12 protein-coding genes are annotated in these 19,115 nt (G+C 59.5%); 5 read left to right on the forward strand and 7 right to left on the reverse strand.

The annotated features are described in order from the left end of the window. Positions 1–380 precede the first annotated feature (380 nt). From ntrC to glnA, 6 genes are all read right to left on the reverse strand, one after another. Positions 381–1,817 (reverse strand): nitrogen regulation protein NR(I), encoded by a 1,437-nt coding sequence (ntrC, locus tag KVG95_RS07350; RefSeq protein ID WP_007897405.1) that lies wholly within the window; start codon positions 1,815–1,817, stop codon positions 381–383. Next, a complete protein-coding gene (gene glnL / locus KVG95_RS07355) occupies positions 1,814–2,899 on the reverse strand; it encodes a nitrogen regulation protein NR(II) (protein WP_038978561.1) in 1,086 nt (361 codons plus the stop codon). Before glnL ends, ntrC begins: the two co-directional genes overlap by 4 nt. A gap of 377 nt (positions 2,900–3,276) precedes the next feature. Next, positions 3,277–3,885 (reverse strand): DUF4124 domain-containing protein, encoded by a 609-nt coding sequence (locus tag KVG95_RS07360; RefSeq protein WP_264082247.1) that lies wholly within the window; start codon positions 3,883–3,885, stop codon positions 3,277–3,279. Next, positions 3,882–4,397: a DUF4124 domain-containing protein gene (locus KVG95_RS07365; RefSeq protein ID WP_217855282.1), complete on the reverse strand. Its 516-nt coding sequence runs from the start codon at positions 4,395–4,397 to the stop codon at positions 3,882–3,884. Before KVG95_RS07365 ends, KVG95_RS07360 begins: the two co-directional genes overlap by 4 nt. A 101-nt stretch (positions 4,398–4,498) precedes the next feature. Continuing rightward, complete coding sequence (locus tag KVG95_RS07370) at positions 4,499–5,047, reverse strand: chorismate mutase (protein ID WP_217855284.1); 549 nt, start codon at positions 5,045–5,047, stop codon at positions 4,499–4,501. Positions 5,048–5,181: 134 nt separating this feature from the next. Further along, complete coding sequence (gene glnA, locus KVG95_RS07375; protein ID WP_007907861.1) at positions 5,182–6,588, reverse strand: glutamate--ammonia ligase; 1,407 nt, start codon at positions 6,586–6,588, stop codon at positions 5,182–5,184. A gap of 330 nt (positions 6,589–6,918) precedes the next feature. On the opposite strand from glnA, the gene thiI reads away from it, so the two are divergent. Together thiI and typA are read left to right on the forward strand one after the other, a co-directional pair. Beyond that, positions 6,919–8,373 carry a tRNA uracil 4-sulfurtransferase ThiI gene (gene thiI / locus KVG95_RS07380; protein WP_217855292.1) on the forward strand — a complete coding sequence of 485 codons (1,455 nt, stop codon included), beginning with the start codon at positions 6,919–6,921 and terminating at the stop codon, positions 8,371–8,373. Between the two features lie 139 nt (positions 8,374–8,512). Continuing rightward, positions 8,513–10,333: a translational GTPase TypA gene (typA, locus tag KVG95_RS07385; RefSeq protein WP_007907857.1), complete on the forward strand. Its 1,821-nt coding sequence runs from the start codon at positions 8,513–8,515 to the stop codon at positions 10,331–10,333. Positions 10,334–10,540: 207 nt separating this feature from the next. On the opposite strand, the gene KVG95_RS07390 is transcribed toward typA, so the two are convergent. Continuing rightward, positions 10,541–10,981 (reverse strand): YkgJ family cysteine cluster protein, encoded by a 441-nt coding sequence (locus KVG95_RS07390; RefSeq protein ID WP_217855294.1) that lies wholly within the window; start codon positions 10,979–10,981, stop codon positions 10,541–10,543. Positions 10,982–11,237: 256 nt separating this feature from the next. Here KVG95_RS07390 and KVG95_RS07395 point away from each other — a divergent pair, with 256 nt between their 5' ends. The 3 genes from KVG95_RS07395 (at position 11,238) to KVG95_RS07405 (ending at position 18,930) form a co-directional block, all read left to right on the forward strand. Then, complete coding sequence (locus tag KVG95_RS07395) at positions 11,238–13,688, forward strand: glycogen/starch/alpha-glucan phosphorylase (RefSeq protein ID WP_217855296.1); 2,451 nt, start codon at positions 11,238–11,240, stop codon at positions 13,686–13,688. Between the two features lie 290 nt (positions 13,689–13,978). After that, positions 13,979–17,566 (forward strand): DUF2339 domain-containing protein, encoded by a 3,588-nt coding sequence (locus tag KVG95_RS07400; protein ID WP_217855298.1) that lies wholly within the window; start codon positions 13,979–13,981, stop codon positions 17,564–17,566. Next, on the forward strand, positions 17,563–18,930 hold the full coding sequence (locus KVG95_RS07405) for a DUF3999 domain-containing protein (RefSeq protein ID WP_217855300.1): 1,368 nt from the start codon (positions 17,563–17,565) through the stop codon (positions 18,928–18,930). Before KVG95_RS07400 ends, KVG95_RS07405 begins: the two co-directional genes overlap by 4 nt. The last annotated feature ends 185 nt before the right edge of the window (positions 18,931–19,115 follow it).

Consider the following 19,115-nt stretch of genomic DNA (forward strand, 5'->3'; position numbering starts at 1 on the left):
ATTGCAGGGGGCGTGCCAGTTTTTAACAAGTTGCAACAGAAAGCCGCTGGGCAGCGCTGAAGGCCCCGTAATTCGGGGCTTTTGTGTTTCTTCGATATGGTTTTTTTTAGATGGAGGTCGGATTTTGGATCGGTTGTCGTGCGCGATTGCGGGTCATGGTGCATTGGTGCGGTGCATTGAGCCCTAAATGTGGGAGCGGGCTTGCTCGCGAAAGCGGTGTGTCATTCAACATCAATGTTGAATGTGATGGCCTCTTTGCGGGCAAGCCTGCTCCCACATGGAGTTGATGTCAGCCACAAATAGACGGGCTTGGCACAAATCCTGTGGGAGCGGGCTTGCCCGCGATTGGATCTTGCGGTCAACGAAGAGCTAAAGGGTGTTTAACCCTCATCCCCCTCATCATCATCCCCACCATCAACCTTCATCCCCAATTCCTTGATCTTGCGGGTCAAGGTATTGCGGCCCCAACCCAGTAGCACGGCGGCGTCGCGGCGGCGGCCGGCGGTGTGTTTGAGGGCGGTTTCGATCATGATCCGCTCGAAGGCCGGCACGGCGCTATCCAGAAGGCTCGACTGACCGCGAGCCAGCGCCTGATCAGCCCACTGACGCAACGCTTGCTCCCAGTTGGTCACCGGCGCCGAGTCCTGCGGCAGGCTCAGCAGTTCTGGCGGCAGATCGCTGATGTGCACTTCGCGACCCGAAGCCATCACAGTGATCCAGCGGCAGGTGTTTTCCAGCTGACGCACGTTGCCTGGCCACGGCAGGTTTTTCAGGTATTCCTCGGTTTCGCTTTTCAGCAGCTTCGGTTCCACCGCCAGTTCTTGCGCGGCGCGGCTGAGGAAGTGCTTGGCCAGGGTCGGGATGTCTTCGCGACGGTCCGACAGCCGTGGAATGTGGATGCGGATCACGTTGAGGCGGTGGAACAAGTCCTCACGGAATTTTCCGGCATGCACCAGGGTTTCCAGATTCTGGTGAGTCGCGGCGATGATTCGCACATCGACCTTCACTGGCACATGGCCGCCTACGCGGTAGAACTCACCGTCCGCCAATACTCGCAGCAAGCGAGTCTGGGTATCCGCCGGCATGTCGCCGATTTCATCGAGGAACAGTGTGCCACCGTCCGCCTGCTCAAAACGCCCGCGACGCAGGTTGGCCGCGCCGGTGAATGCGCCTTTTTCATGGCCGAACAGTTCGGACTCCATCAGATCCTTGGGGATCGCCGCCATGTTCAGCGCAATGAACGGCGAGGCCGCCCGTGGGCTGTGACGGTGCAGGGCGTGGGCCACCAGTTCTTTACCGGTACCCGATTCGCCATTGATCAACACGGTGATGTTGGAGTGGCTCAAGCGCCCGATGGCGCGAAACACTTCCTGCATCGCCGGCGCTTCGCCGATGATTTCCGGGGTGCGGGTCAAGGCGACCGGGACTTCCAGGCCTTGCTGTTCCTGAGCGTGCTGATTGGCGCGCTTGACCAGAGAGACGGCTTCGTCGACATCGAACGGCTTGGGCAGGTATTCAAATGCGCCGCCCTGATAGGATGCGACAGCGCTGTCCAGGTCGGAGTGCGCGGTCATGATGATCACCGGCAGTCGTGGGTGTTGTTCGCGAATCCGTGCCAGAAGGTCCAGACCGCTGGCGCCCGGCATGCGGATGTCGGAGATGATCACGTCCGGCTGCTGGCGCGCCAGGCGGCTCATCACGCCATCGGCGCTGTCGAAGCTTTGCGTGGTCATGCCTTCCTGCTGCAAGGCTTTTTCCAGGACCCAACGGATAGAACGGTCGTCATCGACGATCCACACGGTTTCACTACGGCTCATGTCGATGTGGCTCCTTGTTCCAGTGGCAGAAAGATCGAGAACGTGGTGTGGCCTGGATGGCTGTCACATTCGATCAGGCCCTGGTGCTGGCTGATGATGTTCTGGGTAATGGCCAAGCCGAGCCCGGTACCGTCCGGGCGGCCGCTGACCATGGGGAAGAAGATGGTTTCTTGCAGCTCGGCGGGGATCCCCGGGCCGTTGTCGATGATTTCGATCTTGGTCACCAGGCGATGGCGCACGTGGCCGATGGTGAACTGGCGCATGGCGCGGGTGCGCAAGCTGATGCGGCCAAGGCGCAGCTCGTTCTGGCTGCTGATGGCCTGCATTGCGTTGCGCACGATGTTCAGGACGGCCTGAATCATCTGTTCGCGATCAATCAACACATCTGGAATGCTTGGGTCGTAGTCGCGCACCAAAGTGATGCAGCCCTGACTTTCGGCCTCCACCAACTGACCCACGCGCTCCAGCACTTCATGGACGTTGCACATGGCCAGTGACGGCAGTTTGTTGGAGCCGAGCATGCGATCCACCAGATTGCGCAGGCGATCGGCTTCTTCAATGATGACGTTGGTGTAATCGCGCAGGCTTTCTTCCGGCAATTCACGGGCGAGTAACTGAGCCGCGCCGCGAATCCCGCCGAGAGGGTTTTTGATTTCGTGGGCGAGGCCGCGTACCAGCATCTTGCTGGTCTCCTGCTTCGACAGCTGCGCCTCTTCCTTGGTGATTCGCAGCAAGCGATCACGCGGGTGAACCTCCAGCAACAGCAGTGTGGCGCCATTGCTCAGGATCGGTGTCACGGCGTAGTCGACGGTCAGGGTCTGGCCGGTAAGGGCGGTGAGCATCGCTTCGCGCTTGGTAAACGGGTGCGCCTGCTCGACTGCCTGGCGCAGGGAATTCAGCGCTTCGGTGGATTCGGTGAACAACTCACTGATGAACTGCCCATGGCTACGCTGACCACTGATAGCCAGCAGCATCTCCGCCGCCGGGTTCATGTACTCAAGGCGCAGTTCGGCGTCGAGCAGAATGGTGGCGGTGGTCAGGTTGTCGAGTAGCAAGCGGTGTAGTGCGTCGCTAATGGTCATCAGGACCTCTTTTGGAGCGGGGCATGCGCATGAATAACGCGCCGATACGGGGAAAATGCAAAAACCAAACCAAGGCTCCGAAAAGAAGCGTTTAGAGCCTGAAACAGGCGTTTGACGCTCATTTGCGTGGCGTTCTGCCAGCTTTCGCGGGTACTTTCGAACCAAAATGGGTTGCGATGTGAGTACTGTGCACTCTATCGCACCAATATAGTGCGCAAACCTGAACGAAGTAAAAGAAGCTCAGTCAGCGCGGATGCGAAAACCTGTGGGAGCGGGCTTGCTCGCGAAAGCGGTTTGTCAGGCGACATCAATGTTGGCTGTGCCGCCGTCTTCGCGAGCAAGCCCGCTCCCACATGGGTGCGCTTAACTGACTGGCATCAGCGCCAGAAGGAGCTTTCTTCTTCGGGTTTGTCTTTGAGAGGGCATTCCGGCCGTTGGCCGTAGTCGGTAAGGACGCAGGGTTTGACCTGACGTTTCTGCGCGAGGGAAATGCGCTGCATGTGGAAGGGTTGATTGGCCGTGCGTTCGACGGTGCGGCCCTGTTCGTCGAGGATTTCCACGGACAGCTGATGACTGCCGCGGTCGATGTTGCTCAGGGCGAATACAGGGCTCGGGCCGGGCTCGGCGGTGGGTTGGCCATCCAGCAGCAGACGATAGCGATGGCCCTGTTGCAGGCCGGGTTCGCTGGTAACGCTGACGATCAATTCACCGGTAGTGCTACGGATCGTGGCATCCGGGTCCGGCACCAGCACACGAAGCATGTCGTAATGAAACAGGGGTTTGGCTTGGTTTTTCGCGGCCGTCATTGGCCCGGCGCCGCTCGGGTTGGCCGACATTCGATTGCTGGTCGCCAGCGGTACACGCTTGGCATTACGGGTGCCCGGCTGATCGGTGAAGACCCGATTGCCCTGGGCGTCTATGTAGGTAAAAACCTCGGCCATTACCGGCAGGCTGATCAGCCATGCGACCAACAGCCAGAACCTCAAGGCTTATGCACCCGTTGTACGGTGAGAGTCACGGTAGGGCTCTGCTGCACGACGTTTTGCCCATCGATCACCTGAACCGCGAGGCGGTGTTCGCCACGGTCGATGTTCACCAGTTGCAGAATCGGGACGTTGCTCGGTTGGCCGTAGGGTTGATCGTCCAGTAACAGCCTCAATCGATGAGAGCCTTGCAGGCGCGGTTGGATCAATACGCTGACCGTGAACGTGCCATTGTTGGCGCGCAGGGCTTCTTCGGTAGGCAAACCGGTCAGCTCCAGCACCTGATAGGCGCTGTTGGGCTGTTCGCGGCTACTGGATTGCGCAGGCGCTACAGGCTCGCTCGGCGGTTGAATCTCGACGCTGTTGAGCGGTGGCAACTCCACGGGTTGAGCCTTTACGCCATCAGGCGGTTGATTGCTGTAGGCGGTGTTGCCGTTGGCATCGGTGTACTTGTAGATCTGCGCGGCGGCGGGCAGGGCAATCAGCACAAGCAGGTATAACAACAATGAGCGCATTGCAGGCTTCCATTGGCCGTTGGGCAAGTGTCCGGCCCTGTTCCGTTCATGGCGACTAAGCGCTGAGCATAGAGCACTTCAGCGCACGTCGGCAGGTCGGCTCAACGGCTGGCGCTGCACAACTCAGCGGTGGCGCGTACCTGGGCAAGCTGACGCAATGGCGCGTGGGTGCCGGTTTTATTGGCCTTGGCCAGCCAGGACGGGCACTGCGGGTCGTTGCGATAAGGGCTGAAATCGGCCAGTTGTTGCAGCAGGCGTTTTTGTAACTGATCAAGTTGTGGGCGGATCTGCCCGACGAGATCGGGGCGGGGATCGTTGGGCGCCTTGCCTTGTGCATGCCAGTCAGACAGGTGCGCGTATTGCACCAGTTTGTTGGCCTCGATCTGCGCCGAGAAGAACTGTTCGACGGCTTCGTTGCTCAATTTATAGGCAGGTGCCAAGGCGACAGCGCCGGCAATGACTTCGCGCTCGCGCTGACGGTCTTCGACTGGTTTACCGCTGTCCCATTTGCTCAGCGCGACCTGATCGGCAATCGCCAGGCGTTCTTCGATGGTGCCAAGCAACGGGGCGAGGGCGGCGGGGGCTGGGCTGGCAAAAGCGCTGTTGGCCAGCAGGGTGGTGAGCAGGGCAAGGCACGGGCGTAGGCGCATGGGGCATCTCGGCTTTATCGGATGAAGGCCATGATGCACGCAACCGGGCATTCGATGACAGACGGTCGCCCATAAAAAAGGCCTCCCGAAGGAGGCCTCTCTTTTGTCACGCCGCGTAGCACGGCGCTACTGGATCAGCAGCTGTAGTACAGCTCATATTCCAGTGGGTGTACGAAGGTACGAACCTTGATTTCTTCTTCGCTTTTCAGGGCGATGTAAGCGTCGATGAAGTCGTCGCTGAAAACGCCGCCTTTGGTCAGGAACGCACGACCTTTGTCCAGCTCTTCCAGGGCTTCCTTCAGGCTGCCGCAAACTTGTGGGATCTCTTTCGCCTCTTCAGGCGGCAGGTCGTACAGGTTTTTGTCAGCTGCGTCGCCAGGGTGGATCTTGTTCTGGATGCCATCCAGGCCAGCCATCAACAGTGCAGCGAAGCCCAGGTACGGGTTAGCTGCCGGATCCGGGAAGCGAGCTTCGATACGGCGAGCGCGAGGGCTGGACACGTAAGGAATACGGATCGAAGCCGAACGGTTACGAGCCGAGTAAGCCAGCATCACTGGAGCTTCGAAACCTGGGACCAGACGCTTGTAGGAGTTGGTCGACGGGTTGGTGAAGCCGTTCAGAGCCTTACCGTGCTTGATGATGCCGCCGATGAAGTACAGAGCGGTATCGGACAGGCCGGCATAGCCTTCGCCAGCGAAGGTGTTCTTGCCATCTTTGGCGATGGACAGGTGAACGTGCATACCCGAACCGTTGTCGCCGTACAGAGGCTTAGGCATGAAGGTCGCGGTGCGGCCATATGCGTCAGCAACGTTGTGTACGCAGTACTTCAGGGTTTGAACTTCGTCAGCCTTGGCAACCAGGGTGTTGAACTTCACGCCGATTTCGTTCTGACCGGCAGTCGCCACTTCGTGGTGGTGAACTTCGATGACCAGACCCATTTCTTCCATGGCGTTGCACATGGAGGTACGGATTTCGTGGTCGTGGTCGAATGGCGGAACAGGGAAGTAGCCGCCTTTGACGCCTGGACGGTGGCCTTTGTTGCCGCCTTCCACGTCCTGGTCGGACATCCACGAACCTTGTTCGGAGAAGATTTTGAACATGGAGCCGGAGATGTCGGACTTGAACTTCACTTCGTCGAAGATGAAGAATTCAGGCTCTGGACCCACGAATACGGTGTCGCCGATACCGGTCGACTTCAGGTATTCCTCGGCACGCTTGGCGATCGCACGTGGGTCACGGTCGTAGCCTTGCATGGTCGAAGGCTCGATCACGTCGCAAACCAGGATCAGGGTCGGCTCTTCGGTGAACGGGTCGAGAACGGCAGTGCTGTCGTCCGGCATCAGGATCATGTCGGAAGCTTCGATGCCTTTCCAGCCAGCAATGGAGGAACCGTCGAACATTTTGCCTTCTTCGAAGAAAGCTTCATCCAGCCCATCGCGAGCCGGCATGGTCACGTGGTGCTGAGTGCCTTTGGTGTCCGTGAAGCGCAGATCAATCCACTTGACGTCATGATCTTTGATGAGTTGAACCGACTTCGACATAGTGTCCTCCGGGTGGCTTCGGGCTTAGTAGTGGATGCCCTTAGAATGTGGGTGATGCCGGCGCGAATACTCTGCCAAGGCAACCTGCCTCACAAGGGAGCAAATTGCATGCCAGTGCCCCACCATGGGTTTTTTGCCCCAATATCACGCTTATAAAGGTGCAAAGCCTCGAAAAGCGCCAAACCTCGCCCTGTAATGTAGCGTTGAAATCCATAAATGACCTGTTTTGGTGCGCGCAAAACCTTCTGCACATTAACTGGTTAAACCTTGAGCAATTTCCGCTATAATCCGCGCCCCCCTTTTTCGGCTGGCCCAGCGCGCGCTGTTTTCATGAAACTAATCGTAAAAGTCTTCCCCGAGATCACCATCAAGAGCCGCCCGGTACGGATGCGTTTCATCCGCCAGTTGGCCAAAAACATCCGTACCGTGCTCCGCGATCTGGACCCGGCTGTGGTGGTGAACGGTGTGTGGGACAATCTCGAGCTGGAAACCCGCGTCAGCGAGCCGAAAGCCCTGAAGGATATGACCGAGCGCCTGAGCTGCATGCCGGGCATCGCGCATTTCCTGCAGGTCGATGAATACCCGTTGGGCGACTTCGACGACATCGTCGCCAAGTGCAAGCAGCATTTCGGTGACGCCCTGGCCGGGAAGATCTTTTCGGTGCGCTGCAAGCGTGCCGGCAAGCACGAATTCAGCTCCATGGACGTCGAGAAATATGTCGGCAGCCAACTGCGTCGTCAGTGCGGCGCCGCCGGAATCTCGCTCAAAGAGCCGGAAATTGAAGTTCGCATCGAAATTCGCGACAAACGGTTGTTCGTGATCCACAGCCAGCACAACAGCATCGGCGGTTATCCGCTGGGTGCCCTGGAACAGACGCTTGTATTGATGTCCGGTGGCTTCGATTCCACCGTCGCCGCCTACCAGATCATGCGCCGCGGACTGATGAGCCATTTCTGCTTCTTCAATCTGGGCGGACGTGCCCACGAACTGGGCGTCATGGAAGTCGCGCACTTCATCTGGAAGAAGTACGGCAGCTCCCAACGCGTGTTATTTGTCAGTGTGCCGTTCGAGGAAGTACTGGGAGAAATTCTCGGGAAAGTCGATAACAGTCATATGGGTGTAGTTTTGAAGCGTATGATGTTGCGCGCTGCTTCCCGTATTGCCGATCGACTGGAGATCGAAGCGCTGGTCACCGGCGAAGCGATTTCCCAGGTGTCGAGCCAGACGTTGCCGAACCTGTCCGTGATCGACTGCGTGACCGACAAGCTGGTCTTGCGACCGCTGATCGCCAGTCACAAGCAGGACATTATCGACCTGGCCAACGAAATCGGCACTGCCGATTTCGCCAAGCACATGCCGGAATACTGCGGGGTCATCTCGGTGAACCCAAAGACCCATGCCAAGCGTCCGCGCGTGGAGCATGAAGAGAAAGAATTCGACATGGCAGTGCTCGAGCGTGCGCTCGAGAACGCCAAACTGGTGCCGATCGATCGCGTGATCGACGAATTGGGCCAGGATTTGCAGATCGAAGAAGTCAGCGAAGCACTGGCGGGCCAGATCATTATCGACATCCGTCACCCGGATGCCGCTGAAGACGAGCCGCTGGAACTTGCTGGCATTGAGGTGCAGACGATGCCGTTTTATGCATTGAACGCTCGTTTCAAGGAACTGGACCCTACTCGCCAGTACCTGTTGTATTGCGACAAAGGCGTGATGAGTCGCCTGCATGCCCACCATTTGCTCAGTGAGGGGCATGCCAATGTGCGCGTTTATCGACCGAGCTAAGTGCCCGGGGCTGTTTGCCTGTGGCCTGCGTCACCGGCCCCCCGACGCCGCCGTCAAGCTGTAACGGCTTTGACGGACTCTAAAGTTAATCGCTGCCACGACCTGTCAGCACACCGAATCCTCTGATCGAGATACACAAGTGATCGAAAATCTACGCAACATCGCCATCATTGCTCACGTTGACCATGGTAAAACCACCCTGGTAGACAAACTCTTGCGTCAATCCGGCACCCTGGAGCGCAACGAGCTCAACGACGAGCGCGTGATGGACTCCAACGACCAGGAGAAAGAGCGCGGTATTACCATTCTGGCGAAAAACACCGCCATCAACTGGAACGGCTACCACATCAACATCGTGGACACCCCGGGCCACGCCGACTTCGGCGGCGAAGTTGAACGCGTAATGTCGATGGTTGACTCCGTTCTGCTGCTGGTTGACGCTCAAGACGGCCCTATGCCGCAAACCCGTTTCGTGACCAAGAAGGCTTTCGAAGCCGGCCTGCGTCCAATCGTGGTTATCAACAAGGTTGACCGTCCAGGCGCGCGTCCGGACTGGGTTCTGGACCAGATCTTCGACCTGTTCGACAACCTCGGTGCTACCGAAGAACAGCTGGACTTCAAAGTCGTCTACGCCTCGGCCCTGAACGGCATTGCCGGTCTGGAACACACCGACATGGCTGAAGACATGACTCCGCTGTACCAGTCGATCGTCGACAACGTACCTGCGCCGAAAGTCGACCGTGACGGTCCGTTCCAGATGCAAATCTCCGCTCTGGACTACAACAGCTTCCTGGGTGTTATCGGCGTTGGCCGTATCGCTCGTGGTCGCATCAAGCCGAACACTCCGGTTGTCGCTATCGACGCCGACGGCAAGAAGCGTAACGGTCGTATCCTGAAGCTGATGGGTCACCACGGCCTGCACCGCATCGACGTTGAAGAAGCAGCTGCCGGCGACATCGTCTGCATCAGCGGCTTCGACCAGCTGTTCATCTCCGACACTCTGTGCGACCCACTGAACGTCGAAGCGATGAAGCCGCTGACCGTTGACGAGCCAACCGTTTCCATGACCTTCCAGGTAAACGACTCGCCTTTCTGCGGTAAAGAAGGCAAGTTCGTCACCAGCCGTAACATCAAGGAACGTCTGGACAAAGAACTGCTCTACAACGTTGCTCTGCGCGTTGAAGAAGGCGACACCGCCGACAAGTTCAAAGTCTCCGGCCGTGGTGAGCTGCACCTCTCGGTACTGATCGAAACCATGCGTCGCGAAGGCTTCGAAATGGGTGTTGGTCGTCCGGAAGTAATCATCCGCATGGTTGACGGCGTCAAGCACGAACCGTACGAAAACGTGACCATCGACCTGCCGGAAGAATCGCAAGGTTCGATCATGGAACAGATCGGTATCCGTAAAGGCGACCTGACCAACATGGTTCCGGATGGCAAGGGCCGTGTGCGCCTTGAGTACAACATCCCGGCTCGTGGCTTGATCGGTTTCCGTAACGAGTTCCTGACCCTGACCTCCGGTGCAGGCATCCTGACCTCGATCTTCGACCGTTACGACGTGATGAAGTCCGGCGACATGTCCGGCCGTCAGAACGGCGTGCTGGTTTCGGTTGCTACCGGTAAGGCGCTGACTTACTCGCTGGAAACCCTGCAAGCTCGCGGCAAACTGTTCCTGGGTCACGGTGAAGACGTGTACGAAGGTCAAATCGTCGGCATCAACAGCCGCGACAACGACCTGGGTGTCAACCCAACCAAAGGCAAGAAGCTCGACAACATGCGTGCTTCGGGTAAAGACGAAACCATCGCTCTGGTTCCGCCTATCCGCTTCACTCTGGAGCAGGCTCTGGAATTCGTTCAAGAAGACGAATTGTGCGAAGTCACTCCTAAGTCCATCCGTCTTCGTAAGAAGATCCTGGGCGAAAGCGAGCGTACCCGCGCTGCCAAGAAAGCCGGTAACTGAGTTTCGACTTAGTTAGCGCTTAAAAAAACGCCCCCGACCGCAAGGTCGGGGGCGTTTTTGTACGTCTGGGGTTTGTATGGTGTTTGATCTGGCCCCTTCGCGAGCAAGCCCGCTCCCACATTTGATTTGCGGCGTACACAAATCAAATGTGGGAGCGGGCTTGCTCGCGAAGGCGGGCTGTCAGGCGCCGAAGAACTCGGTGGCGGATTAAAACTTCTCGAGCGTGCGACGGCTGCTGCTCTCGCGCACCACTTCTTTGGGCTTGTACGCGCAATACCCCGGCCGCGGCCCGATCTTCGGGTGGTTGCGGCAGGTGTCCGGGCGCTTATCATAAATAGTGCACAGACGGCTCTTACGATCCAGGTACAGGCAATCGTTGTTGCTCATGCGCTGAAGGGTGAAGATCTCGGACTTCTGGTTATAGCGCTCGACGATCCCTTCCTTCTGCAAACGCTTGGCGATGTTCTTGGGCGGATCGCCACGCTCGAATTCGTCAACGATGCCGATACGGATCAGATCCTTGATCTTGACCTCGACCGGCAAGGTGCAGCAGCTGGACACGCAGGAACCGCACATCGGGGCAGAGTACTTGGCCCAGGTATCGAGGCGATCGATCTCCGCGGCGGCGATCAGGTTGGGCTTCATCATCGGTTGTTACCAGCGTGTGCATCAGGGCGCGCGATCATACCGGGACTGGTGGATTTTTGAACAACCTTTCGCCAGATTTTTTCACTTGGCGCAAAATAATCCCTGTGTCCGGCACGGCCCCTGCATTGTTTCTGGCACGCGACAATGTAATGTCGATCTATCTCGCACTAACAGGGAAAACTGCCGAACCAGAGTCTCAATGGTCTGTCAGACCGACTAGGCTCAGACAACTTCACGCTCGCTCGAGGTCTTATCGATGACTCAAGAACCACTTGTTCGCGAAGCAGAGGTGGCCGCATTCCGCGACGCCGTCTTGACCAAGCTTACCTACGCGGTGGGCAAAGACCCTGATCATGCCTTCGACCACGACTGGTTCGAAGCCATCGCCCTGGCGGCGCGCGATCACATGGTCGAGCACTGGATGGACCACACCCGGCAGATCTACCGTAAAGGTCAGAAGCGGGTCTATTACCTTTCCCTTGAATTTCTCATTGGCCGCTTGCTCTACGACAGCTTGAGCAACCTCGGCCTGCTCGATGTGGCCCGCGAGGCCATGACTGAACTTGGCGTCGACATCGAACGCATCCGTCTGCTGGAGCCCGATGCGGCGCTAGGCAACGGAGGCCTCGGGCGTCTGGCGGCGTGCTTCATGGAAAGCATGTCGACCCTGGGTATCGCCGGCCACGGTTACGGCATTCGTTACGAACACGGTTTGTTCCGCCAGGCCATCGTCGACGGTTGGCAGCAGGAGCAGACCGAACACTGGCTGGATTTCGGCAACCCATGGGAGTTCGAGCGGCCGGAGGTCGCCTACCCGATCGGCTTCGGCGGCAGTGTCGAAACCGTGACCGATGAAAACGGCAAATCCAGGCAAGTCTGGTCCCCGGCGGAAACCGTGCGGGCCATCGCTTATGACACCCCGGTAGTCGGTTGGCGCGGCGCGAGTGTCAACACGCTGCGACTGTGGCGTGCCCGGGCCATGGAAGATTTGCACCTGGAGCGCTTTAACGCTGGCGACCACTTGGGCGCGGTAGCTGAAGTGGCCCGGGCCGAAAGTATCTCCCGCGTACTCTATCCGGCGGACAGCACCGATGCTGGCCAGGAACTGCGTCTGCGTCAGGAGTACTTCTTCGTCGCCGCATCCCTGCAGGATCTGCTGCGCCGCCATCGCAACATGCACACCTCGGTGCTGACCCTGGGCGATCACGCGGCCATTCAACTCAATGACACTCACCCCTCGATCGCTGTGGCCGAGTTGATGCGTCAGTTGGTCGACGTTTATGACGTGGCGTGGGATGCGGCGTGGCAGGTCACTGTCGACACGCTGTCGTATACCAACCATACGTTGTTGCCGGAAGCGCTGGAAACCTGGCCGGTCGGTTTGATGGAGCGGATGCTGCCGCGGCACATGCAGATCATTTATTTGATCAACGCCCAGCACATCGATTCGTTGCGGGCCAAGGGCGTTCACGATTTCGACGTGTTGCGTGCGGTGTCGCTGATCGAGGAAGACAACGGTCGTCGCGTGCGCATGGGCAACCTGGCATTCCTTGGTTCTCACAGCGTAAACGGCGTGTCCGGCCTGCATACGCAGCTGATGCGCAGCACGGTGTTCTCCGAACTGCATAAACTTTATCCGGAGCGGATCAACAACAAGACCAACGGCATTACCTTCCGCCGCTGGCTCTATCAGGCCAACCCCGAGTTGACCTCGATGATGGTCGACGCCCTCGGCCCGGATATGCTGGATAACCCCGAAGAAAGCCTGATAGGGCTGGAACCGTTTGCCGAAAAGACGGCATTCCGTAAACAGTTCGCCGAGCAGCGGCTGCACAGTAAAAAAGCCCTGGCGTACCTGATTCATGAACGGTTGGGGATCGCGATCAACCCGGCGGCGATGTTCGACGTGCAGGTCAAGCGGATCCACGAATACAAACGTCAGTTGCTCAACCTGCTGCACACCGTCGCGCTGTATCAGGCGATTCGTGCCGAACCGGAAATCGACTGGGTGCCGAGGGTGAAAATCTTCGCCGGTAAGGCGGCGGCCAGTTATCACCAGGCCAAGTTGATCATCAAACTGACCAACGACATCGCCCGGGTGGTCAACAACGACCCGACCGTGCGTGGTTTGCTCAAAGTGGTCTTCTTGCCTAACTACAACGTCAGCCTGGCCGAAAGCATCATTCCGGCGGCGGACTTGTCGGAGCAGATTTCCACCGCCGGCTTCGAAGCCTCAGGCACCAGCAACATGAAGTTCGGCCTCAACGGCGCGCTGACCATCGGCACCCTGGACGGGGCCAATGTGGAGATGTGCGAGCGCATCGGTGCCGAACACATGTTCATCTTCGGCCTGAGCGCCGAGCAAGTGGAAGCGCGCAAGCTCAACCATGAATACAGTGCGGCGCCGGACATTGCCGCCTCCCATCGACTCAACGACGTGCTGCAAGCGATTCGCGGCGGGGTGTTCTCACCGGACGATCCGTCCCGCTACACCACACTGATCGATTCGCTGGTGGACTATGACCGCTTCCTGGTCTGCGCCGATTTCGACTCTTACTGGAACGCTCAGATGCGCGTCGAGGCTCACTGGCACGACTCGAAAGAATGGTGGCGCTCGGCGGTATTGAGCAGCGCGCGGATGGGCTGGTTCTCGTCCGACCGGACCATTCGCGAGTACGCCACGGATATCTGGAAAGCGTTGGAGTAACTTTTAGCGACAAATGTGCGTAAGGCCCAACGTCCGTTGGGCCTGATCGATATACTAAGCACCAACTTGACCCTTGTGGGAGCGGGCTTGCTCGCGAAAGTGGACCGACATTCAACATCAATGTCGAATGTCAGGCCCTCTTCGCGAGCAAGCCCGCTCCCACATTGGGTTTGTGGTGCAGATGCAATCTGGCTCTCACACTGGACTCCGGGTGTCTGCTCACTAGACTGAGCATTGACGCTATATCGCCCGGATTTGCCCCACCGCGGGGCTGCTTAGGGATATCGACCATGCAATGGATGTTCATGCTGATTGGGCTGCTGCTGGGCTGGATGCTTGACGAGTCGTTCAGCGATGCGTTGTTGGGCGCTTTACTCGGGCTGGGCATCGGTCAGGCAATCCGCATCAGCCGCTTGAATACTCAAACCGCCGAACAGCGGCGCTTGCTCGATCAGGCGCAGGTGGCGCTGCATGCGGTCGAGCAGCGACTGGCATTGCTGGAAGTGTCGGGCTTCAAAACACCTGAAGCCAGTGAACCTGCGGCCAGCGAACCGGTTCCATCCCCTGAAATCATTCTTGAGCAAGCCCCTGTCGCCACCCCGGAATTGATCTGGGAGCTGCCGCCTGAACTCGAACCCATCACAGCTGCTGCCACCGAAGCCAGTCGTCCGCCGTCCGCTGATGCCTGGAAACCCGATCCGGTTGCTCGTGAACCCCAGCAACCGGCGGCGCCTCGCGGCCCGAACTTCATCGAGCGCGCCATCAGCGGCGCGCGCAGTTGGTTGTTCGGCGGCAATACCGTGCTGCGGGTCGGCGTGGTGCTGTTGTTCCTCGGTCTGGCCTTCCTGTTGCGCTACGCCACTGAAGGCATGGTGGTGCCGGTCGAGTTGCGTTACGCCGGTGTTGCGGCGGCGGCCTTGGGTTTGCTCGCGCTGGGCTGGTTGCTGCGACTGCGCAACAGCAACTACGCGCTGATGCTGCAAGGCACTGGGATTGCGGTGTTGTACCTGACAGTATTTGCCGCGATGCGCCTGCATCCATTGCTCGACCCTACGGCTGCACTGGGGCTGCTGGTGGTGGTGACGGTGTTCTCGGCGATTCTCGCCATTACCCAAAACGCGTTGGGCCTGGCTGCCGCTGCCGCGCTGGGTGGTTTCGCCGCGCCAATCCTGACCTCCACCGGCGCCGGCAACCATGTCGCGCTGTTCAGCTACTTCGCCTTGCTCAATGCCGGCATCCTCGCCATCGCGTGGTTCAAGGCCTGGCGGCTGCTCAACCTGATCGGTTTTGTCGGCACCTTCGGCATCGGGTTGGCCTGGGGGCTGCGTTCCTATACACCGGAATTGCTGTGGAGCACCGAGCCGTTCCTGATTCTGTTTTTCCTGATGTACCTGGCCATCGGCCTGTTGTTCGCCCGGCGCAAGCTGCTGGAGATGAGCGATGCACCCGAGGACGACAGCCGCGAGGCACTGCTGCACTGGTCCGCGCGCAAGGGCGATTACGTCGACGGCACCATGTTGTTCGCGCCACCGCTGGTGGGTTTCGGTTTGCAGTTCGCGCTGGTGGAGCATCTGGAATTTGCCGCGGCTTTCAGCGCCTTGGCGCTGGGCATGATTTACATGGGGCTGGCCCGGTTGCTGATGGGCGGTAGAGCATTGTTGTTGGCGGAAACCTGTCTGGCGCTCGGGGTGATCTTCGCCAGCCTGGCGATTCCCTTGGGGCTCGACGCGCGTTGGACTGCAGCAGCCTGGGCGGTGGAAGGCGCGGGGATTTTCTGGCTCGGCCTGCGCCAACAACGACCGCTGGCGCGAGCCTTTGCCTTGCTGCTGCAACTGGGCTCGGCACTGGCGTTTCTCAGTGAGCTGCGGATCGGCGAGAGCAGCCTGCTCGATGGCGCGCCGCTGGGGGCGTTGATGCTCGGCGTGGCGCTGCTGTTCAGTTTCTACCAATTGCGCAAAGCGTTGCCTGAACAGGCGTCGCAGTGGGAGCGCCAAGCACTGCCGGTATTGGCCTGTCTGGGGCTGACGTTCCTTTATCTGCTGGCACCGCTGTTCTTCTTCACTCATGGCACGGCGATCAGTTGGGCGCTGGCCGGGTTGGCGACGCTGTTCGTCGGCCTGCGCCTGCAATCGAGGACGTTCCTGTTCACCGCGTTCGCCGTGCAACTGCTCGGCGGTGCATTGTTCCTGCTGCGGCTGCAAGGGGCGGGCGGTGAGTCGGCTGCGGTGTTCAGCGCCGGTTGGAGCGGTTTGCTCAGCGCGTCCCTGATCGGGCTGGCATTGATCGCCGGGATGTTGCTGGCGGCCCGCGACGAAATGGTGCGCAGTGACGTGCGTTTGCTGCGCGGCTTGTCAGTGGTGTTGCTGGCCGGTCTGGTGCTGATCAACCTCGCGGTGCTGTTCGTGTTGCCATGGCAAACCGCGAGCGCGGTATGGGCCGCCAGTGGTTTGTTCATCATCTGGCTGAGCCTGTACCTGAAGCAGCGCGTGAGTTTTGTCTTTGGTCTGCTGTTGCAGGTGATCGGTGGCGCTGCGTTCCTGTTCGCCGGGCCGGATCTGCTTGGCCCACTGCTTAGCGAAGGGTTGCGACCGCTGGCGCATAGCGGTTTCTGGACACCGCTGGTGCTGGGGCTGGCCGCATTCGTCGGGGCCTGGCGTCTGCAGCTCGGCAACCATGCTTCGTCCTTCGATGGGTTGAGCCTGCAGCGCTTATCGGAAGTGTTGCTGGTGTGGGGCGCGGGTTGGTGGGCGTTGGCGTGGGTCAGCGAAGTGCTGCGCTTTGCGCCGTTGAATCTGCAAGCCACCTTGTTGCTGGCCGTTGCCGCCGTGAGTGTCGCGCTGTGGGCGGTGTTGGCGCTGCGCCTGAAGTGGTCGTCGCTGGGCTTGCTCTGCACCTTGCTGATTCCCGCAGCCGGTCTGGTGCTGCTCGCGGCCTGGCATTCGCGTTATCACCCTGGCGCCAACTTCGGCTGGCTGGTTTGGGTTGCGGTGTTTGTCGTGCATTTCTTCTCCCTGCGGCGCCTGGCGCCGACGCTGCCTGCAACAGCCCTGAGCACCGCCCATGTACTCGGCTGCTGGCTGTTGATCGGCGTGTTGGCCCTGGAGCTGCGTTACGGTTTGTTGCTGTTGTCGGAGCAGTACAACGCCTGGCGCTGGTTGGGCTGGGCGATTCTGCCGAGCCTGTATCTGGTGCTGATGGCTGCACCGCGTGCGTGGCCATGGCCGGTATCGGAGTATTCCCGCGAGTACCGGGTCTATGCCGCTGCGCCGTTGGCGTTGTTGATGCTCGGCTGGTTCTGGCTGGCGAACATCGCCAGTGACGGCACCGCCGAGCCGTTGCCATATGTGCCACTGATCAACCCGCTGGAGCTGGGCCTGCTGTTTGCTCTGTTCGGCGTTTACGTCTGGTCTCGGACCGCCGTGACGCAACTGGCAATTCGCAGGGAGTACGCCGATAACGCCACGCAAGTGATCGCCGGGGTTTCGCTGTTCGTCTTCTTCACCGCGTTGGTGATGCGCGCGGCTCACCATTGGGGTGGCGTGCCGTACGCGCTGGATCTGCTGCTTGGGTCTATGTTGGTGCAGGCCGGCTTGTCCATCGTCTGGACCCTGATGGCCCTGAGTCTGATGATCGGTGGGCATCTGCGCCATCGCCGCGAAGTCTGGCTGATCGGCGCAGCGCTGATAGGGCTGGTGGTCGCCAAGTTGTTCTTCGTTGAATTGAGTAACCGCGGCGGGCTGGCGCGGATCGTGTCGTTTATCGGCGTTGGCGTGTTGCTGTTGGTGGTGGGCTATTTCGCTCCGTTGCCGCCCAAACGTGCCGAAGCTGTGCCGGATGTTGAAAAACCGGCCCCTGAAACCGAAGGAGTGTCGTCTTGAGTCAGAAACTGAACCTTGGCTGGTGGGGGGCTGTGGTGCTGGGTGTGACGCTATCGGCCGGCGCGCAGGAAAAACCGGCGGACTTTGCCACGCAGGTGCCGTTGTCGTTGAGTGGCGAGGGCCCGTGGTATCGCCTGGAGTTGCCCTTGGGCGTGCAACTGAAAGCGCGACAAACCGATCTCAGCGATCTGCGCGTGTTCAACGCCGCCGGTGAGCCTCAGGCTTATGCTCTGGCCCGAGAACCGGCGCAGACCCGCGAAAACCGCACGCTGAACGACGTAAAGTGGTTCCCGTTGTACAACTCGGCGGATGCCACCGAGCGCGCGCCGAGTGTGCGCGTGCAATCGAACACCAATGGCACGTTGATCGAAGTGCAGCCGTCCAGCCAGTTGGAGGCGGGCGAAGAAGAGCTGCGCGGCTGGTTACTCGATGCCAGTCGAATCAAGGCGCCGTTACAGCAATTGATCCTCGACTGGACCAGTGATCGTGACGGTTTCCAGCGTTTCAGCATTGAAGCCAGCGACGACTTGCAGCATTGGCAGTCGTGGGGCGAAGGGCAGGTGGCGCGTCTGACGTTTGCCGACGAACGGGTCGAGCAACATGAAGTCGGCCTGCCGGGGCAATCGGCGCGCTACTTGCGCTTGCTGTGGAGCTCACCGCAATCGGCGCCAGTGCTGACGTCGGCGCAACTGGAAAGCACTAACCCTCGCACCTTGCCGCTGCCGTTGGTCTGGTCGCAACCATTGGTTGGCACCAGCGTGAAGGCCGGTGAGTACATCTGGCAATTGCCGATGGGGCTGAACGTCCAGCGCTTGCAGATCGAGCTGAATCAACCCAACAGCCTGGCACCGGTGACGTTGTCGGGTCGCCGGGAAACCAGCCTGCCGTGGCAAACGTTGACCAGCGGTTTGCTCTACCGCTTGACCCAGAATGGCCAGGACGTGGTGCAGAACGAATTGCAGCTGTCGGGCCAGACCGTACAGCAATTGAAGCTGACGGTGGATGAGCGCGGCGGTGGCCTGGGCGCCGAAGCGCCGACCGTCCGATTTGCGGTGCGCTCCACGCAACTGGTGTTCCTGGCGCGCGGCGCCGGGCCTTATACGCTGGCGCTGGGGAGTGCGACGGTGAAGGCGGCGAGCTTGCCGTTGTCGACGCTGATTCCGGATTACAGCGCTGCGAAGCTGGCGGCGTTGGGCAAGGCGACGGTGGAGGGTGGGGTCGTGGTGACTCCGGCGGCGACCGTGCCAACGGTGGCGGACACAAACTGGAAGAAATTCGGGTTGTGGGCGGTGCTGTTGCTCAGTGTGCTGTTTTTGGGGGCCATGGCGTTCAGCTTGCTGCGCAAGCCGGTTGTTAAGTCCTGAGGATGGCTGGCGCTACGCGCCATTCGCGAGCAAGCCCGCTCCCACACTGGATCTCGGTCGTACACAAATGTTGTGTACGCTGAAGATCTACTGTGGGAGCGAGCTTGCTCGCGAAAGCGGTCTATCCGCCACAAAAAAACTCAATCTGCCACTGATCCACAAGCCACATCGGCCCCATTTCGAAC

The organism is Pseudomonas farris (assembly GCF_019145235.1).
Taxonomy (GTDB): Bacteria; Pseudomonadota; Gammaproteobacteria; order Pseudomonadales; family Pseudomonadaceae; genus Aquipseudomonas; species Aquipseudomonas farris.

What these genes read in the sequence shown, in the direction of transcription:
- KVG95_RS07370 (WP_217855284.1), bottom strand. Translation starts at nt 5,047, where the DNA reads ATGCGCCTACGCCCGTGCCTTGCCCTGCTCACCACCCTGCTGGCCAAC.
- KVG95_RS07365 (WP_217855282.1), bottom strand. Translation starts at nt 4,397, where the DNA reads ATGCGCTCATTGTTGTTATACCTGCTTGTGCTGATTGCCCTGCCCGCC.
- glnA (WP_007907861.1), bottom strand. Translation starts at nt 6,588, where the DNA reads ATGTCGAAGTCGGTTCAACTCATCAAAGATCATGACGTCAAGTGGATT.
- thiI (WP_217855292.1), top strand. Translation starts at nt 6,919, where the DNA reads ATGAAACTAATCGTAAAAGTCTTCCCCGAGATCACCATCAAGAGCCGC.
- ntrC (WP_007897405.1), bottom strand. Translation starts at nt 1,817, where the DNA reads ATGAGCCGTAGTGAAACCGTGTGGATCGTCGATGACGACCGTTCTATC.
- glnL (WP_038978561.1), bottom strand. Translation starts at nt 2,899, where the DNA reads ATGACCATTAGCGACGCACTACACCGCTTGCTACTCGACAACCTGACC.
- KVG95_RS07400 (WP_217855298.1), top strand. Translation starts at nt 13,979, where the DNA reads ATGCAATGGATGTTCATGCTGATTGGGCTGCTGCTGGGCTGGATGCTT.
- KVG95_RS07390 (WP_217855294.1), bottom strand. Translation starts at nt 10,981, where the DNA reads ATGATGAAGCCCAACCTGATCGCCGCCGCGGAGATCGATCGCCTCGAT.
- KVG95_RS07395 (WP_217855296.1), top strand. Translation starts at nt 11,238, where the DNA reads ATGACTCAAGAACCACTTGTTCGCGAAGCAGAGGTGGCCGCATTCCGC.